This is a genomic window from Exiguobacterium sp. s122 (genome assembly GCF_018618475.1).
Lineage (GTDB): Bacteria > Bacillota > Bacilli > Exiguobacteriales > Exiguobacteriaceae > Exiguobacterium > Exiguobacterium himgiriensis.
Genome location: NZ_JACSMD010000006.1, coordinates 18,093 through 42,904, shown reverse-complemented (window position 1 = coordinate 42,904; position 24,812 = coordinate 18,093). Strand labels below are relative to the sequence as shown.

Annotated in this window: 31 protein-coding genes; all 31 read right to left on the bottom strand. The window is 48.6% G+C overall.

The window, feature by feature from the left end; all coding sequences use genetic code 11:
* Positions 1-32: 32 nt before the first annotated feature.
* Positions 33-1,322: a preprotein translocase subunit SecY gene (gene secY / locus KNP92_RS14900; RefSeq protein ID WP_211780274.1), complete on the bottom strand. Its 1,290-nt coding sequence runs from the start codon at positions 1,320-1,322 to the stop codon at positions 33-35.
* Positions 1,322-1,762: a 50S ribosomal protein L15 gene (rplO, locus tag KNP92_RS14895; protein WP_021066618.1), complete on the bottom strand. Its 441-nt coding sequence runs from the start codon at positions 1,760-1,762 to the stop codon at positions 1,322-1,324. The genes secY and rplO overlap by 1 nt, the downstream gene beginning before the upstream one ends.
* 32 nt (positions 1,763-1,794) lie before the next feature.
* Entirely contained in the window at positions 1,795-1,980 is a 186-nt protein-coding gene (gene rpmD / locus KNP92_RS14890; protein ID WP_214841864.1) for a 50S ribosomal protein L30, read from the bottom strand.
* Between the two features lie 15 nt (positions 1,981-1,995).
* Complete coding sequence (rpsE, locus tag KNP92_RS14885) at positions 1,996-2,496, bottom strand: 30S ribosomal protein S5 (RefSeq protein ID WP_214841862.1); 501 nt, start codon at positions 2,494-2,496, stop codon at positions 1,996-1,998.
* A 20-nt stretch (positions 2,497-2,516) separates the two neighbouring features.
* The gene (gene rplR / locus KNP92_RS14880) at positions 2,517-2,879 is read right to left on the bottom strand and encodes a 50S ribosomal protein L18 (protein WP_012727661.1); all 363 of its coding nucleotides are present in this window, start codon (positions 2,877-2,879) and stop codon (positions 2,517-2,519) included.
* 34 nt (positions 2,880-2,913) lie between these two features.
* Positions 2,914-3,453: a 50S ribosomal protein L6 gene (gene rplF / locus KNP92_RS14875; RefSeq protein ID WP_024372191.1), complete on the bottom strand. Its 540-nt coding sequence runs from the start codon at positions 3,451-3,453 to the stop codon at positions 2,914-2,916.
* A 33-nt stretch (positions 3,454-3,486) separates the two neighbouring features.
* A complete protein-coding gene (gene rpsH / locus KNP92_RS14870; RefSeq protein ID WP_034804038.1) occupies positions 3,487-3,885 on the bottom strand; it encodes a 30S ribosomal protein S8 in 399 nt (132 codons plus the stop codon).
* A 30-nt stretch (positions 3,886-3,915) separates the two neighbouring features.
* Complete coding sequence (gene rpsN, locus KNP92_RS14865) at positions 3,916-4,185, bottom strand: 30S ribosomal protein S14 (RefSeq protein ID WP_214841853.1); 270 nt, start codon at positions 4,183-4,185, stop codon at positions 3,916-3,918.
* 20 nt (positions 4,186-4,205) lie between these two features.
* Positions 4,206-4,745 (bottom strand): 50S ribosomal protein L5, encoded by a 540-nt coding sequence (gene rplE / locus KNP92_RS14860; protein WP_024372189.1) that lies wholly within the window; start codon positions 4,743-4,745, stop codon positions 4,206-4,208.
* A 32-nt stretch (positions 4,746-4,777) separates the two neighbouring features.
* Positions 4,778-5,086, bottom strand: a complete 309-nt coding sequence (gene rplX / locus KNP92_RS14855) for a 50S ribosomal protein L24 (RefSeq protein ID WP_214841851.1) — start codon at positions 5,084-5,086, stop codon at positions 4,778-4,780.
* A gap of 36 nt (positions 5,087-5,122) precedes the next feature.
* The gene (gene rplN, locus KNP92_RS14850; protein ID WP_012727667.1) at positions 5,123-5,491 is read right to left on the bottom strand and encodes a 50S ribosomal protein L14; all 369 of its coding nucleotides are present in this window, start codon (positions 5,489-5,491) and stop codon (positions 5,123-5,125) included.
* 43 nt (positions 5,492-5,534) lie between these two features.
* On the bottom strand, positions 5,535-5,795 hold the full coding sequence (rpsQ, locus tag KNP92_RS14845) for a 30S ribosomal protein S17 (protein WP_214841849.1): 261 nt from the start codon (positions 5,793-5,795) through the stop codon (positions 5,535-5,537).
* A gap of 33 nt (positions 5,796-5,828) precedes the next feature.
* Positions 5,829-6,032: a 50S ribosomal protein L29 gene (gene rpmC / locus KNP92_RS14840; protein WP_012727669.1), complete on the bottom strand. Its 204-nt coding sequence runs from the start codon at positions 6,030-6,032 to the stop codon at positions 5,829-5,831.
* Positions 6,019-6,456 (bottom strand): 50S ribosomal protein L16, encoded by a 438-nt coding sequence (rplP, locus tag KNP92_RS14835; protein WP_012727670.1) that lies wholly within the window; start codon positions 6,454-6,456, stop codon positions 6,019-6,021. The genes rpmC and rplP overlap by 14 nt, the downstream gene beginning before the upstream one ends.
* A gap of 32 nt (positions 6,457-6,488) precedes the next feature.
* Positions 6,489-7,148 (bottom strand): 30S ribosomal protein S3, encoded by a 660-nt coding sequence (gene rpsC, locus KNP92_RS14830; RefSeq protein WP_211780272.1) that lies wholly within the window; start codon positions 7,146-7,148, stop codon positions 6,489-6,491.
* A 13-nt stretch (positions 7,149-7,161) separates the two neighbouring features.
* Positions 7,162-7,494, bottom strand: a complete 333-nt coding sequence (rplV, locus tag KNP92_RS14825) for a 50S ribosomal protein L22 (RefSeq protein WP_024372186.1) — start codon at positions 7,492-7,494, stop codon at positions 7,162-7,164.
* Between the two features lie 20 nt (positions 7,495-7,514).
* Positions 7,515-7,790 (bottom strand): 30S ribosomal protein S19, encoded by a 276-nt coding sequence (rpsS, locus tag KNP92_RS14820; RefSeq protein WP_012727673.1) that lies wholly within the window; start codon positions 7,788-7,790, stop codon positions 7,515-7,517.
* A gap of 66 nt (positions 7,791-7,856) precedes the next feature.
* The gene (rplB, locus tag KNP92_RS14815; protein WP_034817133.1) at positions 7,857-8,687 is read right to left on the bottom strand and encodes a 50S ribosomal protein L2; all 831 of its coding nucleotides are present in this window, start codon (positions 8,685-8,687) and stop codon (positions 7,857-7,859) included.
* Between the two features lie 34 nt (positions 8,688-8,721).
* Complete coding sequence (gene rplW / locus KNP92_RS14810) at positions 8,722-9,003, bottom strand: 50S ribosomal protein L23 (RefSeq protein WP_214841841.1); 282 nt, start codon at positions 9,001-9,003, stop codon at positions 8,722-8,724.
* Entirely contained in the window at positions 9,003-9,626 is a 624-nt protein-coding gene (gene rplD, locus KNP92_RS14805; protein WP_214841839.1) for a 50S ribosomal protein L4, read from the bottom strand. Before rplD ends, rplW begins: the two co-directional genes overlap by 1 nt.
* Positions 9,627-9,654: 28 nt before the next feature.
* Complete coding sequence (gene rplC, locus KNP92_RS14800) at positions 9,655-10,281, bottom strand: 50S ribosomal protein L3 (protein ID WP_024372182.1); 627 nt, start codon at positions 10,279-10,281, stop codon at positions 9,655-9,657.
* Positions 10,282-10,342: 61 nt separating this feature from the next.
* A complete protein-coding gene (gene rpsJ, locus KNP92_RS14795; RefSeq protein WP_016508894.1) occupies positions 10,343-10,651 on the bottom strand; it encodes a 30S ribosomal protein S10 in 309 nt (102 codons plus the stop codon).
* A gap of 377 nt (positions 10,652-11,028) precedes the next feature.
* Positions 11,029-11,538, bottom strand: a complete 510-nt coding sequence (locus tag KNP92_RS14790; protein WP_214841837.1) for a nucleotidyltransferase family protein — start codon at positions 11,536-11,538, stop codon at positions 11,029-11,031.
* Between the two features lie 95 nt (positions 11,539-11,633).
* Entirely contained in the window at positions 11,634-12,821 is a 1,188-nt protein-coding gene (gene tuf / locus KNP92_RS14785; RefSeq protein ID WP_034817130.1) for an elongation factor Tu, read from the bottom strand.
* A gap of 113 nt (positions 12,822-12,934) precedes the next feature.
* A complete protein-coding gene (gene fusA, locus KNP92_RS14780) occupies positions 12,935-15,013 on the bottom strand; it encodes an elongation factor G (protein ID WP_211780269.1) in 2,079 nt (692 codons plus the stop codon).
* A gap of 116 nt (positions 15,014-15,129) precedes the next feature.
* Positions 15,130-15,597: a 30S ribosomal protein S7 gene (gene rpsG, locus KNP92_RS14775; protein ID WP_021066600.1), complete on the bottom strand. Its 468-nt coding sequence runs from the start codon at positions 15,595-15,597 to the stop codon at positions 15,130-15,132.
* 52 nt (positions 15,598-15,649) lie between these two features.
* Positions 15,650-16,072: a 30S ribosomal protein S12 gene (gene rpsL, locus KNP92_RS14770; RefSeq protein WP_012727683.1), complete on the bottom strand. Its 423-nt coding sequence runs from the start codon at positions 16,070-16,072 to the stop codon at positions 15,650-15,652.
* A 288-nt stretch (positions 16,073-16,360) separates the two neighbouring features.
* Positions 16,361-19,960 carry a DNA-directed RNA polymerase subunit beta' gene (gene rpoC / locus KNP92_RS14765; RefSeq protein WP_214841835.1) on the bottom strand — a complete coding sequence of 1,200 codons (3,600 nt, stop codon included), beginning with the start codon at positions 19,958-19,960 and terminating at the stop codon, positions 16,361-16,363.
* A 22-nt stretch (positions 19,961-19,982) separates the two neighbouring features.
* A complete protein-coding gene (rpoB, locus tag KNP92_RS14760) occupies positions 19,983-23,531 on the bottom strand; it encodes a DNA-directed RNA polymerase subunit beta (RefSeq protein ID WP_214841893.1) in 3,549 nt (1,182 codons plus the stop codon).
* A gap of 193 nt (positions 23,532-23,724) precedes the next feature.
* Positions 23,725-24,321, bottom strand: coding sequence for a class I SAM-dependent methyltransferase (locus KNP92_RS14755; protein WP_034806374.1), 597 nt, complete (start codon positions 24,319-24,321; stop codon positions 23,725-23,727).
* 85 nt (positions 24,322-24,406) lie between these two features.
* Positions 24,407-24,772, bottom strand: a complete 366-nt coding sequence (gene rplL, locus KNP92_RS14750) for a 50S ribosomal protein L7/L12 (protein ID WP_024372175.1) — start codon at positions 24,770-24,772, stop codon at positions 24,407-24,409.
* Positions 24,773-24,812: the final 40 nt, after the last annotated feature.

The window sequence follows — 24,812 nt, the reverse complement described above, 5'->3', positions numbered from 1 at the left end:
ACAGGAAGGAAGGGTTTACCCTTCCTTCCGCTTTAACGGATAAAGCCTTTGTAGTGTCGTTTTACGAGTTGGCTTTCGATTTGTTTCATCGTTTCGAGGGCTACCCCGATGACGATCAACAAGCTCGTTCCTCCGATTTGCACCGAAGTTGGGAGACCGGCAAGCTTAATGAAGATTGTCGGCATGATCGCGACGACCGATAAGAAGATCGCCCCGAAGAATGTCAATCGATAAAGCAACTTCGTGATGTACTGTTCTGTTTGCGCCCCAGGACGAATCCCAGGGATATAACCACCTTGCTTCTGCAAGTTTTCTGCCATCTGTTCTGGGTTGACCTGAACAAATGTATAGAAGTAAGCGAACGCGATGATGAGCGCAACATAGATGGACATTCCGATTGGAGCTGTCGTATCGAAGTACGTCTGCAACTTTTGCGTCGTTTCAGGAGAAGCAATGAAGCTTGCAACAGTTGGCGGTGTCACCATGAAGGAAATCGCGAAGATAACCGGGATAACACCAGCCGCGTTTAGCTTGATTGGCAAGTGCGTTGACTGACCGCCCACAGGGGTGCGGTTCGCCGTGCGCTTCGCATATTGAATCGGGATTTTGCGTGCCGCTTGTTGAACATAAATGATCCCAACCGTCACAGCCAAAATAACGAGTGCCAATACAACCAAGTAAACAATGTTAATGAATAACGCGTCTCCAGCATTTTGGAGCTTCGTCTCATAAATCTGCGTGAAGATTCTTGGGAACCCAGCGACGATACCAGCGAAGATGATGATGGAAATACCATTTCCAACACCTCTCTCCGTTGTCATCTCACCTAAGAACATCAAGAACGCTGTACCTGCAGTGAGTACAATCGCGATCACAAAGTAGGTAGCCGTTCCCCACGTCTCATTGACGAGACCTGGGTAGAGGCGGTTGAATCCAAACGACAACGATGTCGCTTGAATGAATCCTAAGATGATCGTTCCATAGCGCGTGACCGTCGCTAACTTCTTACGGCCCGCCTCTCCTTGTTTCGCCCATTCGGCAAACTTCGGAACGACGTCCATTTGTAAGAGTTGCACGACGATCGATGCCGTGATGTACGGCATGATCCCCATTGCGAACAGGGAGAAGTTCTGTAAAGCATTTCCTCCAAACAAGTTCAAGAAGTCAAGCAGACCTCCTGAGTCAAAACGCAACACATCCGTATTCACCATCGGCACCGGGATATGGGCCCCGATGCGGAAAATGATGATGATTGCGAGTGTGAAGAGAATACGCTGTCGAATATCTTTCACGCGCCACATATTGGAGATCGTCTGAAACATCAGATCACCTCAACTGAACCGCCAGCTGCTTCGATCGCTTCTTTCGCTGCACCCGAGAATTTGTTGGCTTTTACAGTCAATTTCGTTTCAAGCTTGCCGTTAGCAAGTACTTTGATCCCGTCTTTAGCAGAGCTGACAACACCAGTCTCGATTAAGAGTTCTGGAGTTACTTCAGTACCTGCCTCGAAACGGTTAAGCGTGTCTAGGGATACAACTGCGTACTCTTTACGAGTCGGGTTGTTGAAACCGCGTTTTGGAAGACGACGGTAGAGTGGGTTTTGCCCACCTTCAAATCCTGGACGAACGCCACCGCCCGAACGAGCTTTTTGACCTTTGTGTCCACGGCCAGAAGTTTTACCGTTACCAGTCGCCATACCGCGACCGACACGGTTGCGTTCGTGACGTGAACCTGGAGTTGGCTTCAATTCATGGAGTTTCATAGTGGCACCTCCTTATTTAATAAGATCTTTGATTATTCGTTGATTTCTTTTACAGTCACAAGGTGCGACACTTTTTTAGCCATTCCGCGCATCGCGACGTTGTCAGGGACAACGACTGTCTGATGCATTTTGCGAAGACCAAGTGTACGCACTGTTACACGCTGATCCTCAGGACGGCCAATAATGCTGCGTGTGAGGGTGATTGCGAGTTTCGCCATGTCTAGTTCCCTCCCTTATTTAAGAAGTTCTTCTACGCTTTTACCGCGTAGTTTAGCAACTTCCTCTGCTTTTTTGAGCTCTGTCAAGCCTTGTACCGTCGCGCGGACGATGTTGATTGGTGTGTTTGAACCTAACGATTTCGAAAGGATGTCACCTACACCTGCAAGTTCGAGTACGGCACGAACCGGACCACCTGCGATAACCCCAGTACCTTCAGAAGCTGGTTTCATGAATACACGACCTGCTCCGAATACTCCTGTGATTTCGTGTGGAATTGTTGTACCGACCATTGGTACTTGAACCATGTTTTTCTTAGCGGCTTCAATAGCCTTACGGATCGCTTCTGGCACCTCTTGTGCCTTACCTGTACCGAAACCGACGTGACCATTTTTGTCACCTACGACGACGAGAGCGGCGAAACGGAAGCGACGGCCACCTTTCACGACTTTCGCGACGCGGTTTACGGTAACAACGCGTTCTTCGAGTTGTTCCAAGTTAACGTCTAACTGGCGCATCGAGTGTCCCCTCCTTTTTCTTAGAATTTAAGACCTGCTTCACGAGCTGCTTCAGCAACAGCTTTGACGCGGCCATGATAGAGGTATCCACCACGGTCGAACACAACTGTGTCGATACCTTTCTCGAGTGCACGTTCAGCAGCAAGTTTACCAACAGCTTTCGCTGCTTCAACGTTACCACCGTTTGTAAGATCGAGAGCTTTATCTTTCGAAGATGCTGACACAAGCGTTGTTTGTGCCGCGTCATCGATGAGTTGTACGTAAATGTGTTTGCTTGAGCGGAAGACGTTCAAACGTGGACGAGCTGCTGTCCCCGTGATCGTACGACGTACACGAGCATGACGCTTTTTACGAACTGCATTTTTATCTGCTTTTGTGATCATTTATGCCACTCCTTTCCGTTCATTTCGTGACGAATTACTTACCAGTCTTACCTTCTTTACGGCGAATACGTTCATCAGAGTAACGAACACCTTTACCTTTGTAAGGTTCTGGAGCACGGTACGAGCGGATTTGAGCAGCAACGTGACCGACGCGCTCTTTGTTAATCCCTTTTACGATGATTTGCGTGTTTGAAGGCACTTCGATCTCGATACCTTCTTCAGCAACGTACTCGATTGGGTGCGAGTAGCCGAGGCTGAGGACGAGTTTGTTCCCTTGCTTAGCAGCACGGTAACCAACCCCTGAGATCTCAAGTGTTTTCTGGAATCCGTTAGACACACCTTCCACCATGTTGGCGATAAGGGCACGTGTCGTACCGTGGATCGTACGGTTCTCTTTCGAGTCATCCGGACGAACGACAGTCAATTCGTTCTCTTCAACTTTGATTTCCAATGCTGGGTTAGCTGAAAGCGAAAGTTCACCTTTAGCACCTTTTACTGTGACCGTGTTGTCTTCTGCAACCGTGACAGTAACGCCAGCTGGAATCGTAACTGGTTTTTTACCAATACGTGACATTGATTACACCTCCGTTCTTGTTAGAAAAGTGACTTACCAGATGTAGGCGATCACTTCGCCGCCGACTTGTTGTTGGCGAGCTTCTTTATCAGTCATAAGACCTTTTGATGTCGAAAGAACTGCGATACCGAGTCCTCCGAGTACTTTTGGTACTTCATCTGCTTTTGCATATACGCGAAGACCTGGTTTCGAAATACGTTTGAGACCAGTGATAACACGTTCGTTGCTTGCTCCATACTTAAGGAAAAGACGAAGTGTACCTTGTTTAGCGTCCTCGATATATTCAACATCGCGAATGAAACCTTCACGCTTGAGGATCTCTGCAACCTCACGTTTGATGTTCGAAGCTGGAAGCTCCAATTTTTCATGGCGAACCATGTTAGCGTTACGGATACGTGTAAGCATATCTGCAATTGGGTCTGTCATTACCATGCGATGTACCTCCTTTCACACTTTAGTGGATTACCAGCTTGCTTTTTTAACACCAGGGATTTGACCTTTGTATGCAAGGTCACGGAACATGATACGGCTGATTCCGAATTTACCCATGTAACCATGCGGACGACCTGTGATGCTGCAACGGTTGTGCAAGCGAACAGGTGACGAGTTACGTGGCAATTTGCTGAGGCCGATGTAGTCGCCTTCAGCTTTTAGTTGTGCACGTTTCTCAGCGTACTGGGCAACGAGTTTCTCGCGTTTGATTTCGCGATTCACCATTGACTTTTTAGCCATGTTGTTTACCTCCCTTTAGATTATTTTTGGAATGGCATTCCGAGAAGTGTGAGCAATTCACGAGCTTCTTCGTCTGTGTTCGCTGTTGTAACAACAACGATATCCATACCGCGTACTTTAGATACTTTATCGTAATCGATCTCAGGGAAAATAAGTTGCTCTTTCACGCCAAGCGTGTAGTTACCGCGTCCGTCGAATGCTTTCTTCGATACACCGCGGAAGTCACGTACACGTGGAAGTGAAACAGTTACCAATTTGTCGAGGAAATCGTACATGCGCTCGCCGCGAAGTGTTACTTTCGCTCCGATTGGCATGCCTTCACGAAGTTTGAAACCAGCGATTGATTTCTTAGCCTTCGTTACGAGTGGTTTTTGACCAGAAAGAATTGATAATTCTTCCACTGCCATATCAAGTGCTTTCGAGTTCGAAACAGCGTCACCTACACCCATGTTGATGACGATCTTGTCGACCTTCGGTACTTGCATGACTGAGTCATAATTGAATTTATCCATCATCGCTTTCACGATGTCGCTTTTATACTTCTCTTGCAAACGGTTCATAGTCGAATGGACCTCCTTTCGTCACGTTCTTCTTATTTATCGAGTACTTCGCCCGATTTCGCGACACGAACTTTTTTACCATCGACTACTTTGAAACCAACGCGAGTTGGTTTGCCCGTTTTCGGGTCGAGTGGCATGACGTTCGAGACGTGAATTGGTGCTTCGATTTCAAGGATACCGCCTTGTGGATTCGCTTGTGATGGTTTCGCGTGCTTTTTCATCACGTTAACCCCTTCAACGACTACGCGGTTCTTGCTTGGCATCGCTTTGAGGATGACCCCTTGCTTGCCTTTATCTTTACCAGACATTACCTGGACTGTATCGCCTTTTTTAACATGCATCGTTTGCGCACCTCCTTATAGGATTGAAATTGGAAATTAAAGTACTTCCGGTGCCAACGAAACGATCTTCATGAATTCTTTTTCACGAAGTTCACGTGCAACTGGCCCGAAGATCCGTGTGCCGCGTGGGCTCTTGTCATCTTTGATGATGACTGCTGCGTTCTCATCGAAACGGATGTACGAACCATCTTTACGACGAGCGCCGCGTTTTGTACGAACGACAACTGCTCTGACAACGTCACCTTTTTTAACAACGCCACCTGGTGTTGCTTGTTTTACCGTCGCGACGATGATGTCACCGATGTTAGCAGTCTTACGACCTGAACCACCGAGGACTTTAATTGTCAACAGTTCACGCGCGCCAGAGTTGTCTGCTACTTTCAAGCGAGATTCTTGTTGAATCATGCGAGTGTACCTCCCTCCGGATGTTTATAGATCCGAACTGTTATTAGATGATTACTGATTCTTCAATTACTGATACGAGACGGAAACGTTTGTCTTTCGAAAGTGGACGTGTTTCCGCGATGCGTACGATATCGCCGATTTTAGCGACATTGTTTTCATCATGTGCTTTAAATTTCTTCGTGTAGTTTACACGTTTGCCATAAAGCTTATGACGTACTTTTGTTTCAACTGCAACGACGATCGTTTTGTCCATTTTGTCAGACACGACGCGTCCAGTGAATACTTTACGCTGATTGCGTTCCATGAGTGTTACCTCCTCTTCAAGAATCCGATTAGATTAGCCGTTGTTGATGCCGAGTTCGCGTTCACGAAGAATCGTTTTAGCACGCGCAATCGACTTGCGTACTTCACGGATACGAGCAGGATTCTCAAGCTGACCTGTAGCTAATTGGAAACGAAGGTTAAAGAGTTCTTCTTTCCACTCGCCGACTTTACCGTTGAGCTCTTCAGTTGTTGATTGACGGAGATCAGTTGCTTTCATTCGTATCACCACCATTTTCTTCACGTTTCACGAACTTACATTTAACTGGAAGTTTGTGCGATGCAAGACGAAGTGCCTCACGTGCCACTTCCTCAGATACACCTGCGATTTCGAACATTACTTTGCCAGGCTTAACTACAGCTACCCAGCCTTCTGGAGCACCTTTACCCGAACCCATTCGGACTTCGAGAGGCTTTTTCGTGTATGGCTTGTGTGGGAAGATCTTGATCCACACTTTACCGCCACGTTTCATATAACGTGTCATTGCGATACGTGCTGATTCGATTTGACGGTTTGTGATCCAGCTCGCTTCGAGAGCTTGGAGACCGAATTCACCGAAATGTACTGTTGTGCCGCGTTTTGCATTCCCGCGCATTTTACCACGGTGTACACGACGATATTTCACGCGTTTAGGTAACAACATAGTGTGTTGCCTCCTTCCTGAAAGAGTGTTTATTATTCAGCGTTTTTCGCTGTGTTGTTTTTTGTTGGAAGAACTTCACCATGGTATAACCAGACTTTAACTCCGATTTTACCGTAAGTTGTGTCTGCTTCAGCTGTTCCGTAGTCGATGTCGGCACGGAGTGTGTGAAGTGGAACTGTTCCTTCCGAGTACTTCTCTGAACGAGCGATATCAGCGCCACCAAGACGACCAGAAACTTCTGTTTTGATCCCTTTGATGCCAGTGCGCATCGAACGTTGAATTGATTGCTTCATTGCACGACGGAAAGATACGCGACCTTCCAATTGACGAGCGATGTTTTCAGCAACGAGTTTTGCAACAGCGTCCGCGTTTTTCACTTCAACAACGTTGATGTGAACACGTTTGCCTTCTGCAAGTTTCGTGATGTTTTTACGGAGTGACTCGATTTCCGAACCACCTTTACCGATAACCATACCTGGTTTCGCAGTGTGAAGCGAAATGTTTACGCGGTTTGCAGCGCGCTCGATTTCTACTTTAGAAACACTAGCATCCTTCATTTTGTTTTCGATATATTCACGAATAACGAAGTCTTCATGAAGGAGATCTGCGTAGTCTTTCTCAGCGTACCAACGCGAATCCCAGTCTTTGATAATACCAACGCGAAGACCGTGCGGATTTACCTTTTGACCCACTACATATCCCTCCTTATTTTTCAGTTACCACGATGTGGATGTGGCTTGTGCGTTTGTTAATACGGCTTGCGCGACCCATCGCACGTGGGCGGAAGCGTTTGAGTGTTGGACCTTCGTTAACAAATGCTTCTGTAACGACAAGGTTCTCAATGTTCATATCGTAGTTGTGCTCTGCGTTTGCAATCGCTGACTTCAATACTTTTTCAACGACTGGCGACGCTGCCTTGTTCGTGTGAGCAAGGACAGAGAGCGCTTCGCCGACTTGTTTCCCGCGAATTAAGTCTACAACGAGACGTGCTTTGCGAGGAGCAAGACGGACCATATTAGCTGATGCTTTAGCTTGCATGGATTTGACCTCCCCTCAAATTACCGTTTCGTTTTCTTGTCTGATCCGTGACCTTTGTACGTGCGTGTTGGAGCGAACTCACCAAGTTTGTGACCAACCATGTCTTCTGTCACGAATACTGGTACGTGTTTGCGACCATCGTGTACACCGAACGTGTGACCCATGAATTCTGGGAAGATCGTCGAGCGACGTGACCAAGTTTTAATAACCTGCTTCTCACCAGATTCGTTGAGTTTGTCAACTTTAGCGAGCAAGTGGTGATCTGCGAATGGACCTTTTTTCAAGCTGCGACCCATGATAGAACCTCCCTTTGGAATGATTCGGGAACGGCCCTTTCGAACCGCCCGAGAATCATGTAGTGATTATTTCTTGCGACGACGAAGAATGTACATGTCGCTCGATTTGTTTTTCTTACGAGTTTTAAGACCAAGAGCTGGTTTACCCCAAGGAGTAAGTGGGCCCGAACGACCGATTGGCGCACGACCTTCACCACCACCGTGTGGGTGATCAACCGGGTTCATAACAGAACCACGTACTGTTGGGCGCTTGCCTAACCAACGTGAACGTCCTGCTTTACCGATGTTAACGAGTTCGTGTTCTTCGTTACCAACTGAACCGACTGTCGCGCGGCAAGTGCCGAGGAACAAGCGTGATTCACCTGATTGAAGACGAACGATGACGTACTTGCCGTCACGTCCTTGGATTTGTGCCGATGCACCAGCCGCACGAACAAGCTGACCGCCTTTACCAGGCTTAAGCTCGATGTTGTGGATAGTAGTACCGACAGGGATGTTTGCGAGTGGCAACGCGTTCCCTACTTTGATGTCCGCTTCTGGGCCAGCCATGATTTCCATGCCGACTTTGATGCCTTTAGGAGCGAGGATGTAACGCTTCTCACCATCTGCATAGTTGATGAGGGCGATGTTCGCTGAACGGTTTGGATCGTATTCGATCGTTGCTACGCGTCCGACGATGCCATCTTTGTTACGTTTGAAATCGATGATACGGTATTTACGTTTGTGACCGCCACCTTGGTGACGAACAGTCAAACGACCTTGGTTGTTACGACCGCCTTTTTTCGAAAGCTTTTCAGTTAACGATTTTTCAGGGCGATTCGTTGTGATCTCTGCGAAATCGAGAGATGTCATGTTACGACGACCGTTAGTGGTCGGCTTAAACTTTTTGATTGCCATCGAGGATTCCCTCCTTTTCTTGTAAAGTAGTCAATTAACCGAGGAAGTCGATTGTGTTGCCTTCAGCAAGAGTTACGATCGCTTTTTTACGGCGAGCTGTGTAACCAGAGTGACGACCGACACGTTTCGCTTTCGGTTTCATGTTCATTGTGTTTACCGAAGCAACTTTCACGTTGAAGATTGTTTCGATAGCGTGTTTCACTTGCGATTTAGTCGCTTTAACGTCGATTTCGAAAACGTATTTGTTAGCTTCCATGAGGCTAACTGAACGTTCAGTGATGATCGGGCGTTTGATGATATCGTATGCTTGTGCCATTATGCAAGCACCTCCTCTACCTTCGCAACCGCATCTTTAGTGAAGATGACTTTGTCGTTAGCAACGAGGTCAAGAACGTTCACGCCTGCTGCGTCGATCACAGTCACTCCTGGGATGTTACGAGCTGCGAGAGCGATAGTCTCATTGTAGTCCGCTGTGACTACAAGAGCCTTACGTTCTACTGAAAGGCTGTTAAGTACAGCAGCCATATCTTTTGTTTTTGGTGCATCGAAAGCAAGGCCTTCGAGGACGATCATTTCGTTGTTTTGTACTTTAGTCGACAAAGCCGAAAGAAGTGCAAGACGACGAACTTTTTTAGGAAGCTTGTAAGAGTATGAACGTGGAGTTGGACCGAAGACTGTTCCACCACCAACCCATTGTGGTGAGCGGATCGAACCTTGGCGCGCACGACCAGTTCCCTTTTGTTTCCATGGTTTACGGCCGCCACCGCGTACTTCCGAGCGACCTTTCGTATCGTGAGTACCTTGACGGCGTGATGCTTGTTGCATGACGATCGCGTCATAAAGTACTGAATCGTTTGGCTCGATACCGAAGATGGCTTCTGCCAATTCGATTTCGCCAACTTGTGAACCTGTTTGGTTAAGCAAAGCTACTTTAGGCATTCGTAATTCCTCCTTTCCGTGCAGTTAATTAGTTACCTTTTACCGCTGTTTTGATGATGACGTTCGACTTGCGAGCGCCTGGGATTGCGCCTTTAACGAGTACAAGGCCACGTTCCACGTCAACTTTAACAACTTCAAGGTTTTGAATCGTTTTACGCTCTCCGCCCATTTGACCAGGAAGAAGTTTCCCTTTGAATACGCGGTTAGGAGCTACAGGACCCATCGAACCAGGACGACGGTGGTAGCGCGAACCGTGAGCCATTGGTCCACGTGATTGTCCGTGACGCTTGATCGCACCTTGGAATCCTTTACCTTTTGAAGTACCTGTAACGTCTACTAATTCACCTGCAGCGAAAATGTCCGCCTTGATCTCTTGACCGATTTCGTATCCTTCTACTGAAGTACGAATCTCTTTGATGAAGCGCTTAGGTGTCGCGTTTGCTTTCGCAGCGTGACCTTTTGCCGGTTTGTTTTGACGTGATTCTTTCACGTCGCTGAAACCGAGTTGAACTGCTTCGTAACCGTCTGTTTCAACTGTTTTAAGTTGAAGCACAACGTTTCCTTCGACAGCAACTACTGTTACTGGTACGACTTCGCCTGCTTCGTTGAAGATTTGAGTCATACCGAGTTTTGTTCCTAAGATTCCTTTAGCCATGAGATACACCTCCTGTTTAATAATTATTGTCTCTTCTGGCTAGTATCTACTATATGAAGAATTAAAGTTTGATTTCGATGTCAACACCTGATGGTAATTCGAGGCGCATAAGCGCATCAACCGTTTTTGGTGTTGGGTTGACGATGTCGATCAAGCGTTTGTGTGTACGCATCTCGAACTGCTCACGAGCATCTTTGTACTTGTGAACCGCACGAAGGATCGTGTAGATCGATTTGTCAGTTGGAAGCGGGATTGGTCCCGAAACCTTTGCACCTGAACGCTTCGCCGTTTCAACGATTTTCTCAGCTGATTGATCGAGAACGCGATGGTCGTATGCTTTTAAACGAATACGGATTTTTTCATTTGCCATGTAAGTTTCCCTCCTTTGTCGCCTATTTTAAAAATAGACAGTTCTCCGCGGAAATTTCCACACCGGCCATGGCAAAGCTGCCTGGCGTGTCATAACCTCCCGCTTCATCGCAGCGTGCTTGTGTCAGCAGAGGCATCCGATCATTGCAAATCAACGATTGGACCCATTTTCTGCTGTAAAGTCTCTCACCACTCGCACAAACACTTAATCATTATATCGAATCCCCAAATGAATTGCAAGATTTGATTTTTTGAACGTGCCGGATGTCTGATGAGTTATTCAACGTTCACTAATGTAACAAGATTCCGAGGCATTTGCAAGCTATTTTCTTTCTTTTGTTGAACTATTTTTCAATTGAACTCCCGTGTCAACTCGACCTAGCGTTTCATAACGTCTTGAAACTGTGTCATTACCTGCCCGATGACTGAATCCGGAGCCCGTAACAGACACGTTCGAACAATTTCTTCATTAAAAGAATGGTTAAGGAAATAGGCTTTGATGTGCTCAACCTTTTCACGACGTTGCATGACGGTATAGAGGACGGCCCACTCCTCGAGATGCATCCAACCGTCGACCGGCTCGATGTACGGATGTGTGTAAATGCCGTCTGTGCACTTCATCCGAAACGACGCCATCACATCGACCTCCACCCCTTCTACTTCATACTCACCAAAGTACGTTGTTAAATAATCGGTATGCGGTTTTGTGTCGTGCTTCTCTCCGACGCGACTCAGGACGTTGTCGAGTCGTTCGAATTGATCCGGTTCCACGAAAACGTCTAAGTCATTCGCTGTCTCTATGAGTCCATGATGTTTCAGTAACGTCGAACCTCCGATTCGGCATTCGATTCCGTTCAATCGGCACAGCGTCTCCAGTTTCTCTTTCATCATCATCTCTCCTTTGACTTCATATGTGCTATCTTACCATGACGCCACGTAAACAAAAAAAGCGATCCGCAAACGCGGACCGCTTTGAACATCGATTACTCGATGATTTGTGTTACAGAACCAGCACCTACAGTACGGCCACCCTCACGGATTGAGAAACGTGTTCCGTCTTCGATCGCGATTGTAGAAATCAATTCGATCGTCAACTCGATGTTGTCTCCTGGCATTACCATTTCAGTACCTTCTGGAAGGTGAACGATACCTGTTACGTCAGTTGTACGGAAGTAGAACTGCGGACGGTAGTTCGCGAAGAATGGCGTGTGACGGCCACCCTCTTCTTTAGAAAGAACGTAGATTGAAGCTTTGAACTTCGAGTGTGGTGTGATTGAACCTGGCTTAGCAAGTACTTGTCCACGCTCGATATCGTCGCGTGATACACCACGGAGAAGTGCACCGATGTTGTCGCCAGCTTCAGCGTAGTCGAGAAGCTTACGGAACATCTCTACACCAGTACATACAGTTTTCTTCGTTTCTTCTGTAAGACCAACGATTTCAACTTCGTCGTTGACGCGGAGAACACCACGCTCAACACGACCAGTCGCTACAGTACCGCGACCAGTGATTGAGAATACGTCCTCAACTGGCATCATGAAGTCTTTGTCCGTGTCACGAACTGGCTCAGGGATGTACTCATCAACAGCGTTCATGAGTTCCATGATTTTTTCTTCCCACTGAGCTTCGCCGTTAAGCGCGCCAAGTGCTGAACCTTTGATTACTGGAAGGTCGTCGCCTGGGAAGTCGTATTCAGAAAGAAGTTCACGGATTTCCATTTCAACGAGCTCAAGGAGTTCTTCGTCGTCAACCATGTCAACTTTGTTCATGAATACAACGATGAAAGGAACACCTACTTGACGTGAAAGAAGGATGTGCTCACGCGTTTGTGGCATTGGGCCATCTGTTGCAGAAACAACGAGGATCGCGCCGTCCATTTGTGCAGCACCAGTGATCATGTTTTTAACATAGTCAGCGTGACCTGGGCAGTCAACGTGTGCATAGTGGCGTTTCTCAGTTTCGTACTCGATGTGAGCTGTTGCGATTGTGATACCGCGCTCGCGCTCTTCTGGAGCACCATCGATTTGGTCGAACTTAGTAGCAGCCTTACCTTGTGCTTTTGAAAGTACAGCTGAGATCGCTGCAGTCAAAGTTGTTTTACCGTGGTCGACGTGGCCGATTGTCCCAACGTTAACGTGCGGTTTAGAACGGTCGAATTTTTCTTTACCCATTCTAGATTCCTCCTCTATAAACAATAAGTTTTTATTTAACTAGGAAGACGTAGGCTACTTTTAACATACGTCCTCCTTAGCTTACAACAATCAATTCAGCGTTACAACCGTTATTAGCCGTTCGCTTTTTTGATGATTTCTTCAGCAATTGACTTCGGTACTTCTTCGTAGTGGTCGAAGTGCATCGAGTACGTTCCACGTCCTTGCGTACGTGAACGAAGCGACGTTGCATATCCGAACATTTCCGAAAGTGGAACCATTGCTTTAACGACTTGCGCGTTACCGCGTGCTTCCATACCTTCTACGCGTCCACGGCGTGACGTGACGTCACCCATGATGTCTCCCAAGTATTCTTCTGGGATGACAACTTCAACACGCATCATTGGCTCAAGGATTACAGCTTTCGCTTGATCCTTAAGTTGTTTAACCGCCATCGAAGCAGCAACTTTAAACGCCATCTCGTTCGAGTCGACATCGTGGTACGATCCGAAGACGAGGGCAGCTTTAACGTCAACTACTGGGTAGCCAGCGAGGATACCGTTTTCGAGAGCTTCTTCAATCCCGTTTTGAACAGCTGGGACGTATTCACGTGGGACAACACCACCGACGATCTTGTTCTCGAATGCGAATCCAGCGCCTTCTTCGTTCGGCTCGAATTCTACGACAACGTGACCGTACTGACCGCGTCCACCTGATTGACGTACGAATTTCGAATCGATCTTCGCAGCGCCACGGATTGTTTCACGGTAAGCAACTTGTGGTGCACCAACGTTTGCTTCTACTTTGAATTCGCGACGCATACGGTCAACGAGGATATCAAGGTGAAGCTCACCCATACCAGAGATGATCGTTTGACCTGTCTCTTGGTTTGTTTCAGTGCGGAATGTTGGATCCTCTTCTGCGAGTTTCGCGAGGGCTTGACCCATTTTGTCTTGGTCAGCTTTCGATTTAGGCTCGATCGCGACCGAGATAACCGGTTCTGGGAATGTCATTGACTCGAGAACGACGTTGTCTTTCTCTGAGCAAAGCGTATCACCAGTCGTTGTATCTTTAAGACCAACAGCTGCGGCGATGTCACCAGCGTATACCATTGGAATTTCTTCACGGCTGTTCGCGTGCATTTGAAGGATACGACCGAGACGCTCACGCTTCCCTTTAGTCGAGTTCTTCACATACGAACCAGCTTGTGCTGTACCAGAGTACACACGGAAGAATGTCAATTTACCGACGTAAGGGTCAGTCATGACTTTGAATGCGAGTGCCGAGAACGGCGCTTCATCCGAAGGTTCACGCGTGATTTCTTCTTCTGTATCGAGGTTAACCCCTTTGATTGACTCAACATCAACTGGTGATGGGAGGTAATCAACAACTGCGTCCAACATCAATTGAACACCTTTGTTTTTGAAGGCCGAACCAACGAGTACAGGGTAGAATTCTACGCTGAGTGTTGCTTTACGAATACCAGCTTTGAGTTCTTCAATTGAGATCTCTTCGCCTTCGAGGTATTTCATCATCAACTCTTCGTTGTAGTCCGCGACCGCTTCGATCAATTGACCGCGAAGTTCTTCAGCTTGGTCAGCCATGTCAGCTGGGAAGCCTTCGATTACTTCGATGTCTGTACCGAGGTCGTTCGAGTACATGTACGTCTTCATTTCGACGAGGTCAACGATTCCTTTGAATTCGTCTTCCGCACCGATTGGAAGTTGGATTGGGTGTGCATTGGCTTGAAGACGCTCGTGAAGTGTTTTCACCGAGTACAAGAAGTCCGCACCGATCTTATCCATCTTGTTGACGAATACGACACGTGGAACACCGTAAGTCGTCGCTTGACGCCATACAGTTTCTGTTTGTGGTTCAACACCTGATTGTGCATCAAGTACTGCTACTGCGCCATCAAGTACACGAAGTGAACGCTCAACTTCAACTGTGAAGTCTACGTGTCCAGGTGTATCGATGATGTTTACACGGTGGCCATTCCACTGTGCAGTTGTCGCTGCAGAAGTGATCGTGATTCCACGCTCTTGCTCCTGCTCCATCCAGTCCATTTGTGAAGCTCCTTCATGAGTTTCACCAATTTTGTGGATACGACCTGTGTAATAAAGAATACGTTCAGTCGTTGTCGTTTTACCGGCATCGATGTGAGCCATGATCCCGATGTTACGAGTATTCTTTAGGGAGAATTCTCTTGCCATACTGGGTATTCTCCTTCCGCATGTGTTTTTCGTGTGCTGGCACACGATATGATTATACCCGAAAGCCACTCCATTAAGCCACCGCTTGGTGACGTGGAGTGGACTTTACGTTTAAATTACCAACGATAGTGAGCAAACGCTTTGTTCGCTTCTGCCATCTTATGCATGTCTTCGCGTTTCTTAACTGAAGCACCAGTGTTATTGGCTGCATCCATGATTTCGTTCGCGATACGTTGCTCCATCGTCTTCTCGTTGCGGAGACGAGCGTAGTTCACGAGGTAACGAAGACCAAGTGTCGTACGGCGCTCTGGACGAACTTCAACAGGAACTTGGTAGTTTGCTCCACCAACACGGCGAGCTTTAACTTCAAGAACAGGCATGATGTTGTTCATTGCTTCTTCGAACACTTCCATAGGCTCTTTGCCTGAGCGTTCAGCGATGAGACCAAATGCGTTGTAAATGATAGTTTGAGCTGTACCTTTTTTACCGTCTAACATGACACGGTTAATGAGGCGAGTTACCAATTTCGAGTTGTAGATCGGATCTGCGATAACGTCACGACGTTCTGCACGGTTTTTACGCATCCGAGTACCCTCCTTTCAAAATTTCAGTAGTTGTAGTTTTAGTAAGCGAGAATTACTTCTTCGCAGCTTTCGGACGTTTCGTACCGTATTTCGAACGGCCTTGCATACGTCCGTCAACACCTGCAGTGTCAAGCGCACCACGAACGATGTGGTAACGTACCCCTGGTAAGTCTTTTACACGTCCTCCACGGATAAGAACAACGCTGTGCTCTTGAAGGTTGTGGCCAATACCTGGAATGTACGCAGTCACTTCGATTTGGTTCGTCAAACGAACACGAGCATACTTACGTAACGCCGAGTTCGGTTTCTTCGGAGTCATTGTACCAACACGTGTACAAACACCACGCTTTTGTGGTGAGCTCACGTTTGTTTGTGACTTGATGAAACTGTTGTAACCTTTGTTAAGTGCTGGAGAGTCAGATTTAACGACTTTCGATTTACGTCCCTTACGGACTAACTGGTTGATAGTAGGCATCTTTGAAGATCCTCCCTTCCTGAATTGTGCTATTTTCTAGACCCACCGACCCGGGTGGTTCATTTAAGGTCATAACGAAACGCTTTTACGAGGCGTAGGCATTCCATGACCTCGCAAAAACGTGAGTTATACCTTGAAAGTGGCAAAGATAGCAGCCAAATCTTTCCGAAGAAAGATCGGGTGACGTCCAAGTAGCTTGCCGACTGCTGGACATCGTTGTCTACGACAACAACCGATTGGCGGCACTAAATCATAGTAGCACCGCCAATCCATGCTGTCAAGACGTTTTTATTCTACTGTCGTGTCTTCGAGAGCGACTTCCACCTTGTCTTCTTTGAGCTCGACATCGCGGTAAACCGGCATCCCTGTACCAGCAGGAACGAGCTTACCGATGATGACGTTCTCTTTAAGACCGAGGAGGTAGTCACGCTTGCCTTTAATGGCAGCGTCTGTCAACACGCGAGTCGTTTCTTGGAACGAAGCGGCCGAGAGGAACGAGTCTGTCTCAAGCGATGCTTTCGTGATTCCGAGAAGGACCGGTTTGGCTGTCGCCGGGCTCTTGCCATCGCGGAGAGCATCTTTACATGCCTCTTTGAAGACGCTGATATCGACGAGCGAACCTGGGAGAAGTGGCGTGTCACCTGATTCGATGACTTTGACGCGACGAAGCATTTGGCGAACCATGACTTCGACGTGCTTATCGCCGATTTCTACCCCTTGCATCCGGTATACTTTTTGAACTTCTTGGAGAAGATAGTTCTGAACACCCGATACACCACGGACGGTGAGCAACTCTTTCGGATCGATCGAACCTTCCGTGAAGACTTCCCCAGCTTCAACCGTATCACCGATTTGGACACGGAGACGTGCTCCGAACGGAATCGTGTATGAACGTGTTTCGCTGAGTCCTTCGACTGTGAGTTCACGCTTGTCGCGCGACTCTGTGAAGTCGATGACTGTACCCGGGATTTCCGAGATGACCGCTTGACCTTTCGGGTTACGGGCCTCGAATACCTCTTGGATACGTGGAAGACCTTGTGTGATATCATCTCCGGCTACCCCACCTGTGTGGAAGGTACGCATCGTAAGCTGCGTTCCTGGCTCACCGATTGATTGCGCGGCGATGATTCCGACTGCTTCCCCGACTTCGACATTCGATCCAGTCGCCAAGTTGCGTCCGTAACACTTCTTACATACGCCGTGTGACGTGTTACATGTAAAGGCAGTACGAATTTCGACGCGTTCGACGCCAGCATCGACGATTTCACGGGCAAGCTCTTCTGTGATGAGTTGGTTCTTCTCGACCATGACTTCTCCCGTTTCCGGATGTGCCACTGTCTCGAACGCTGTACGGCCGACGAGGCGGTCATACAAGCTTTCGATTTCTTCCGTGCCTTCGCGGAGGGCGGCGACGCGAATTCCGCGGTCCGTTCCACAATCTTCTTCACGGATGATGACATCTTGGGCAACGTCGACGAGACGACGCGTCAAGTAACCTGAGTCAGCCGTCTTAAGGGCTGTATCGGCAAGACCTTTACGCGCACCGTGTGTCGAGATGAAGTACTCTTGAACCGTCAGTCCTTCACGGAACGACGATTTGATCGGAAGTTCGATGATACGGCCAGATGGAGCGGCCATCAAACCACGCATCCCTGCGAGCTGCGTGAAGTTGGACGCGTTACCACGGGCACCAGAATCAGACATCATGAAGATCGGGTTCAAGCGGTTGAGGGATTTCATCAAGCGTGACTGAATCTCATCTTTCGCTTCGTTCCACGACCGGACGACACGCTCGTAGCGCTCATCTTCAGTGATGAGACCACGGCGGAACGATTTCATGATTTGGTCGACTTGTTTCTGTGCTTCATCGAGAATTTCTTGTTTATCCGGAAGAACGATGATATCCGAGATCCCGACCGTCACACCCGCTTTTGTCGAGTGCTTGAAGCCGAGGTCTTTCATCCGGTCAAGCATGCGGCTTGTCTCAGTCGTTTCAAACTTCTGGAACACTTCCGCGATGACTTTTCCAAGGAATCCTTTTTTGAACGGTTCGACGAGTGGACGTGCGGCGATTTCTTCCGCAACGTTCGCTCCTTTGTCGATGAAGTACTTATCAGGCGTTGCTTCCTGCAAGTTTTCCATCGTCGGCTCGTTCAAGTATGGGAACGTGTTCGGCAAGATTTCGTTGAAGATCATCTTCCCGACCGTCGTGATTAACAATTTGTCATTTTGTTCGTCTGTGAACGTCGGGTTGTTGAGTGTCCGCGCCGGAACCGCCACACGCGAGTGCAAGTGGACGTAACCGTTTTGGTACGCGATGAGTGCTTCGTTGACGTTCGACATGACTTTCCCTTGACCGATGGCATCGTCGCGCTCAAGCGAGATGTAGTAGTTACCGAGGACCATATCCTGCGATGGTGTAACGACTGGTTTTCCATCTTTCGGGTTCAAAATGTTTTGTGCTGCGAGCATGAGAAGACGAGCTTCCGCTTGCGCTTCTGCAGAAAGTGGAACGTGAACCGCCATTTGGTCACCATCGAAGTCGGCGTTGTAAGCCGTACATACGAGCGGGTGAAGGCGAATCGCGCGACCTTCTACGAGAATCGGTTCAAACGCCTGGATTCCGAGACGGTGAAGTGTCGGGGCACGGTTCAAGAGAACCGGATGCTCACGGATGACTTCTTCAAGGACGCCCCAGATTTCAGGTTGCATCTTCTCAATCTTGCGTTTGGCGTTCTTGATGTTCGACGCGATACCGCGACCGACGAGTTCTTTCATCACGAACGGTTTGAAGAGTTCGAGTGCCATCTCTTTCGGGAGACCACACTGGTACATCTTCAAGTTTGGTCCAACGACGATAACCGAACGTCCTGAGTAGTCGACCCGTTTACCGAGAAGGTTTTGACGGAAACGACCTTGTTTCCCTTTCAACATGTGTGAAAGTGATTTGAGCGGACGGTTACCAGGACCTGTGACCGGACGTCCACGACGACCGTTGTCAATCAAAGCGTCAACCGCTTCTTGAAGCATACGCTTCTCGTTTTGCACGATGATGTTCGGCGCGCCGAGATCGAGCAAACGCTTGAGACGGTTGTTGCGGTTGATGACGCGACGGTACAAATCGTTCAAGTCCGATGTCGCGAAGCGTCCACCGTCGAGCTGCACCATCGGGCGAAGCTCTGGTGGGATGACAGGGAGTACTTCAAGGATCATCCAGTCTGGATTGTTCCCTGATGTGAAGAATGCATCGAGTACTTCAAGGCGTTTGATCGCACGTGTACGACGCTGTCCTTGAACCGTCTTCAATTCTTCGCGGAGTTCTCCGACTTCCTTCTCGAGTTGAACGTCTTGAAGGAGTGTCCGAATCGCTTCCGCACCCATGTCTGCTTTGAAGTCGCTACCGTATTTCTCGCGGTAGAGACGGAATTCTTTTTCCGAGAGGAGTTGCTTCTTCTCGAGCGGCGTGTCACCTGGCTCGGTCACAACGTACGACGCGAAGTAAATCACTTCTTCGAGCGCACGTGGTGACATGTCGAGCACAAGCCCCATCCGGCTTGGAATTCCTTTGAAGTACCAGATGTGCGAAACCGGTGCCGCGAGCTCGATATGGCCCATACGCTCGCGACGCACTTTCGCTTTCGTCACTTCAACGCCACAACGGTCACAAATGACTCCTTTATAACGGATTCGTTTGTATTTCCCGCAGTAACATTCCCAGTCTTTCGTCGGACCGAAGATTCGTTCACAGAACAATCCGTCCTTCTCTGGTTTAAGTGTACGATAGTTGATTGTTTCCGGCTTTTTGACTTCCCCGTAAGACCACGAACGGATCTTCTCCGGTGAAGCCAAGCCGATTTTCATATATTCAAATCGATTAACATCTACCAAGGGGCCGACCTCCCTTTTCGCCTTATTCCTCTTCCGTAACAGTCGGTTGAACGACTTGTTCTAACGCCGATGTTGCGTTCGGGATGTTGTCGTCATCTTCATCTTTCATTTCGACTTCTTCATCGTCCGCAGACATCATCTTGACTTCCATACCGAGTGCTTGAAGCTCTTTAATCAAGACGCGGAACGATTCAGGAACGCCCGCTTTCGGAACGCTTTCGCCTTTCACGATCGCTTCGTATGCTTTCACACGACCGACCGTGTCATCCGACTTGATTGTCAAGATCTCTTGGAGCGTATAGGCTGCGCCGTACGCTTCAAGTGCCCAAACTTCCATCTCACCGAAGCGCTGTCCACCGAACTGTGCTTTACCACCGAGCGGTTGTTGCGTGACGAGTGAGTATGGTCCAGTCGAACGAGCGTGAAGTTTATCGTCAACCATGTGCGCGAGTTTGATCATGTACATGACACCGACCGAGACGCGGTTATCGAACGGTTCACCAGTGCGACCGTCGTAGAGACGAGTCTTGGCATCCTTGTCCATTCCTGCTTCTTCAATCGTTGCCCATACGTCTTCCTCACGCGCACCATCGAATACAGGTGTCGCCACTTTGATGCCGAGCTTCTTCGCTGCCATCCCAAGGTGGAGTTCGAGTACCTGACCGATGTTCATACGCGATGGTACACCAAGTGGGTTAAGCATGATGTCAATTGGTGTGCCGTCTGGCATGTATGGCATATCTTCTTCTGGGAGAATGCGCGAGATAACACCTTTGTTACCGTGACGTCCCGCCATCTTATCCCCTTCGTGAATCTTACGTTTTTGAACGATGTAGACACGAACCATTTGGTTTACGCCTGGTGAGAGCTCGTCACCGTTTTCACGGTCGAACACTTTGACGTCCAAGATGATGCCGTCGCCGCCGTTAGGTACACGGAGTGACGTATCACGGACTTCACGTGCCTTCTCACCGAAGATCGCGTGCAAGAGACGCTCTTCCGCCGTCAATTCCGTCACACCTTTAGGCGTCACTTTACCGACGAGGATATCGCCATCCTTGACTTCCGCACCGATGCGGATGATCCCACGATCGTCCAAATTGCGAAGTGCGTCATCCCCGACGTTTGGAATATCACGTGTGATTTCCTCAGGTCCGAGTTTCGTGTCGCGTGACTCTGATTCGTACTCTTCGATATGAATCGACGTGTACACATCATCTTTCACGAGACGCTCACTCATGATGATTGCATCCTCATAGTTGTAACCGTCCCATGTCATGAAGGCGACGACGACGTTACGGCCGAGCGCGAGCTCACCCATATCCATCGACGGACCGTCAGCAAGGATTTCTCCTTTTTCGACACGGTCGCCAGCAGCGATGATCGGCTTCTGGTTGTAACATGTCCCTTGGTTCGAACGGACATATTTTTGAAGTTTGTAGCGGTCGAGGTCACCTGAAACTTCAGACCCGTTCACGTCAGACGTGCGACGGACCAAGATTTCACGTGCTGTGACACGCTCGACGACACCTGGGAACTTGGCGATAATCGCGGCTCCAGAGTCTTTCGCTGACACGTACTCCATACCAGTCCCGATAATCGGTGAATCCGGTTGGAGAAGCGGTACAGCCTGACGTTGCATGTTCGCTCCCATGAGGGCACGGTTCGAGTCATCATTCTCAAGGAACGGGATACATGCCGTCGCTGCAGAAACAACCTGTTTCGGCGAAACGTCCATGTAATCGACTCGGCTTGGCTCAACTGACAAGTTTTGTCCGCGGAAGCGGCAAAGGACTTGTGCATCGGCAAAGTGACCGTCTGCTGTGAGCGGCATGTTCGCCTGTGCGACGACGTAGAGATCTTCTTCATCCGCCGTCATATATTGAATCTCGCCTGTGACGAGACCAGTTTCCGGGTCAACGCGACGGTACGGTGCTTCGATGAAGCCGTACTCGTTTACTTTCGCATAAGACGAAAGTGAGTTGATGAGACCGATGTTCGGTCCTTCTGGTGTTTCGATTGGACACATCCGACCGTAGTGCGAATAGTGAACGTCTCGAACTTCGAAGCCGGCACGCTCACGTGTCAAACCACCCGGTCCAAGTGCAGAGAGACGACGTTTGTGCGTCAATTCTGCGAGCGGGTTCGTTTGGTCCATGAACTGCGACAACTGCGAGCTACCGAAGAACTCTTTCAGTGATGCAATCACTGGGCGGATGTTGATGAGCGCCTGTGGTGTGATCGCGTTTTGATCTTGAATCGACATCCGTTCTTTTACGACACGTTCCATCCGCGAAAGACCGATGCGGAATTGGTTTTGGAGAAGTTCTCCGACTGAACGAAGACGACGGTTTCCTAAGTGGTCGATGTCATCTGTTGTTCCGACTTCGTGAAGTAAGTTAAAGAAGTAGTTAATCGATGCGATGATATCAGCCGGTGTGATATGTTTCACGCTCCGGTCGATATTGCCGTTACCGATAATGTTCAAAATACGCTCTCCATCTGGGTCATCCGGTGAGATGACTTTAATCGACTGAAGACCGAACGGTTCACCTTCCGCGACGCCGCCAGTCGGCTCTGCGTCCATGTAGCCAAGACCGTTCTCCAAGTGTGGAAGAACACGATCTAAGTTACGACGGTCAAGTACCGTGCCAGCTTCCGCGATCACTTCGCCTGTTTCCGGGTCAACGAGCGTTTCCGCCAACTTCTGTCCGAACAAGCGATTCTTTAGATGAAGCTTTTTGTTCATCTTATAGCGACCAACGTTTGCGAGGTCATAGCGTTTCGGGTCGAAGAAACGTGAGACGAGAAGTGATTTCGCGTTCTCAACCGTTGGTGGCTCACCAGGGCGGAGACGCTCATAAATCTCAATCAACGCTTTCTCTGTCGACTCGGTGTTATCTTTTTCAAGGGTGTTACGAAGATATTCGTCGTCGCCTAAAAGGTCGATAATTTCTTGGTCCGTGCCGAATCCGAGCGCACGCAACAACACCGTTACCGGGATTTTACGGGTACGGTCGATACGGACATACACGATATCTTTGGCATCTGTTTCGAGTTCGAGCCATGCACCACGGTTCGGGATGACTGTCGCACCGAAACCACGCTTACCATTTTTATCGAGTTTCGAGTTGTAGTAAACGCTCGGTGAACGAACAAGCTGAGAAACGATGACGCGCTCGGCGCCGTTAATGATAAACGTTCCTGATTCTGTCATGAGCGGGAAATCACCCATGAACACTTCTTGCTCTTTCAATTCACCTGTTTCTTTGTTTTGCAGACGTACTTTTACGCGAAGTGGCGCAGAGTAAGTAACGTCTCGCTCCTTCGACTCATCGATCGAGTACTTCGGCTCGCTGAGCGAGTAATCGATGAACTCGAGTACGAGGTTTCCTGTGAAGTCAGAGATTGGCGAAATGTCCGTAAACATCTCTTTCAATCCTTCACGCAAGAACCACTCATACGAAGCAGTTTGAATTTCAATCAAATTCGGAAGCTCTAATACCTCACTGATACGGGCAAAGCTTCTTCTCTGACGGTGACGACCGTACTGAACAAGTTGACCAGTCAACTGATTCACCTCGCAGACCCCCAATTCTTTAGCGAATTTTTCGGGCGTAATAATCGAACATTGTCATTGAATGTCGCTCGTTTTCCGCGTCTAAAAAGCGGCAAACGCGGCAGTTTCAAGCGAATTCCATTCCAATGGCATTTTATAATGTTAGCATATACGTTATAGCGAGTCAACAAGACTTCGCCGTTTGTCAAGACCGAATTGCACGGAAAATGAAATAGCCTTTTTCTTTCGCAAGCGTCTCGACGTGACCAAACACGTCTTCAAGCAACTTCTTCGCAGAAGGTGCTCCTTGTTTCTTTTGAATGACGACATAGAGTGCACCACCACTCACAAGATGGTCATACGCGTCCCGAAGGATCGTATGCACGACTTGTTTACCGGCGCGAATCGGAGGATTGGTCACAATTGCGGCGAACCGTTCCTCTCCGACCGCATCGTAAGCGTGACTGAGTCGCGTCTCAATCGTCACTCCGTTTTGGGTGGCGTTTTGTTCAGACAAAGCAAGCGCCCGCTCGTTCACGTCAACGAGGAGTGCTTCACGCCCAGAGGCGTCGGCAAGCGAGATCCCCATTGGACCGTAACCACAGCCGACATCTAAAATACGGCCCGAAACGACAGGCACTTCAAATGACTCGATTAAGAGACGTGACCCAAAATCGACCGATCCTTTCGAGAACACGCCGCGGTCCGAGGTGAAGCGATATGTCTTCCCTCGCAACTCATACGACCACGTCTCAGGGGCACTTTTCGAACTCGGATCGTTCGTATAGTAATGATCTCCCATGCGTTGAACCTCCTAACCCAATCTTCAAGGAAATAAAAGAAGCTCGCCACGGCGAGCTTCTATAGGTTGTGAAGTAAAAGTTAGATTACTTAACTTCGACAGTTGCGCCAGCTTCTTCAAGCTTAGCTTTAACTGCGTCTGCGTCTTCTTTCGAAACGCCTTCTTTGACTGGAGCTGGAGTTCCGTCAACGAGTGCTTTCGCTTCTTTAAGACCGAGGCCAGTAAGTTCACGTACCGCTTTGATGACGTTGATTTTACCAGCGCCAGCGTTTGTGAGGATTACGTCGAATTCAGTTTGCTCTTCAGCTGCTGCTGCGCCTGCACCTGCAACTGCTACTGGAGCTGCTGCTGATACGCCGAATTCTTCTTCGATTGTTTTTACGAGTTCGTTAAGTTCGAGAACCGTCATTGATTTGAGGTCTTCGATGAATTGCTCTTTGTTGAAAGCCATTATGGTTTTCCTCCTTTGATGTTGTGAAAATGTTTGGTTA

Bases quoted from the DNA above. Each gene is read 5' to 3' on its own strand.
- rplL (WP_024372175.1), bottom strand. From the start codon at position 24,772: ATGGCTTTCAACAAAGAGCAATTCATCGAAGACCTCAAATCAATGACG.
- rplO (WP_021066618.1), bottom strand. From the start codon at position 1,762: ATGAAACTCCATGAATTGAAGCCAACTCCAGGTTCACGTCACGAACGC.
- rpsH (WP_034804038.1), bottom strand. From the start codon at position 3,885: ATGGTAATGACAGACCCAATTGCAGATATGCTTACACGTATCCGTAAC.
- secY (WP_211780274.1), bottom strand. From the start codon at position 1,322: ATGTTTCAGACGATCTCCAATATGTGGCGCGTGAAAGATATTCGACAG.
- rpsS (WP_012727673.1), bottom strand. From the start codon at position 7,790: ATGGGTCGCAGCTTGAAAAAAGGTCCATTCGCAGATCACCACTTGCTC.
- rpsN (WP_214841853.1), bottom strand. From the start codon at position 4,185: ATGGCTAAAAAGTCAATGGTGAATCGCGAAATCAAACGCGAGAAACTC.
- rpsG (WP_021066600.1), bottom strand. From the start codon at position 15,597: ATGCGTAAAAACCGTGCAGAACGTCGTGACGTTATCGCAGATCCGATC.
- rpmC (WP_012727669.1), bottom strand. From the start codon at position 6,032: ATGAAAGCAACTGATCTCCGTCAATCAACAACTGAAGAGCTCAACGGT.
- rplB (WP_034817133.1), bottom strand. From the start codon at position 8,687: ATGGCAATCAAAAAGTTTAAGCCGACCACTAACGGTCGTCGTAACATG.
- rplE (WP_024372189.1), bottom strand. From the start codon at position 4,745: ATGAACCGTTTGCAAGAGAAGTATAAAAGCGACATCGTGAAAGCGATG.
- rplN (WP_012727667.1), bottom strand. From the start codon at position 5,491: ATGATTCAACAAGAATCTCGCTTGAAAGTAGCAGACAACTCTGGCGCG.
- rpsL (WP_012727683.1), bottom strand. From the start codon at position 16,072: ATGCCTACTATCAACCAGTTAGTCCGTAAGGGACGTAAATCGAAAGTC.
- tuf (WP_034817130.1), bottom strand. From the start codon at position 12,821: ATGGGTAAAGAAAAATTCGACCGTTCTAAACCGCACGTTAACGTTGGG.
- KNP92_RS14755 (WP_034806374.1), bottom strand. From the start codon at position 24,321: ATGGGAGATCATTACTATACGAACGATCCGAGTTCGAAAAGTGCCCCT.
- rplV (WP_024372186.1), bottom strand. From the start codon at position 7,494: ATGCAAGCTAAAGCATCAGCTAATATGGTCCGTCTTGCTCCTCGCAAA.
- fusA (WP_211780269.1), bottom strand. From the start codon at position 15,013: ATGGCAAGAGAATTCTCCCTAAAGAATACTCGTAACATCGGGATCATG.
- rplC (WP_024372182.1), bottom strand. From the start codon at position 10,281: ATGGCTAAAGGAATCTTAGGAACAAAACTCGGTATGACTCAAATCTTC.
- rplP (WP_012727670.1), bottom strand. From the start codon at position 6,456: ATGTTGTTACCTAAACGCGTGAAATATCGTCGTGTACACCGTGGTAAA.
- rplW (WP_214841841.1), bottom strand. From the start codon at position 9,003: ATGGCACAAGCATACGATATCATCAAACGCCCGATCATCACTGAACGT.
- rplX (WP_214841851.1), bottom strand. From the start codon at position 5,086: ATGCATGTTAAAAAAGGCGATACAGTCCAGGTAATGTCTGGTAAAGAT.
- rplD (WP_214841839.1), bottom strand. From the start codon at position 9,626: ATGCCTAAAGTAGCTTTGCTTAACCAAACAGGTTCACAAGTTGGCGAA.
- rplF (WP_024372191.1), bottom strand. From the start codon at position 3,453: ATGTCACGTATTGGTAAAAAACCAGTTACGATTCCAGCTGGCGTTACT.
- rpsJ (WP_016508894.1), bottom strand. From the start codon at position 10,651: ATGGCAAATGAAAAAATCCGTATTCGTTTAAAAGCATACGACCATCGC.
- KNP92_RS14790 (WP_214841837.1), bottom strand. From the start codon at position 11,538: ATGAAAGAGAAACTGGAGACGCTGTGCCGATTGAACGGAATCGAATGC.
- rplR (WP_012727661.1), bottom strand. From the start codon at position 2,879: ATGATCACAAAAGCAGATAAAAATGCAGTTCGTAAAAAGCGTCATGCT.
- rpsE (WP_214841862.1), bottom strand. From the start codon at position 2,496: ATGCGCCAGTTAGACGTTAACTTGGAACAACTCGAAGAACGCGTTGTT.
- rpsQ (WP_214841849.1), bottom strand. From the start codon at position 5,795: ATGGAACGCAATCAGCGTAAAGTATTCACTGGACGCGTCGTGTCTGAC.
- rpmD (WP_214841864.1), bottom strand. From the start codon at position 1,980: ATGGCGAAACTCGCAATCACCCTCACACGCAGCATTATTGGCCGTCCT.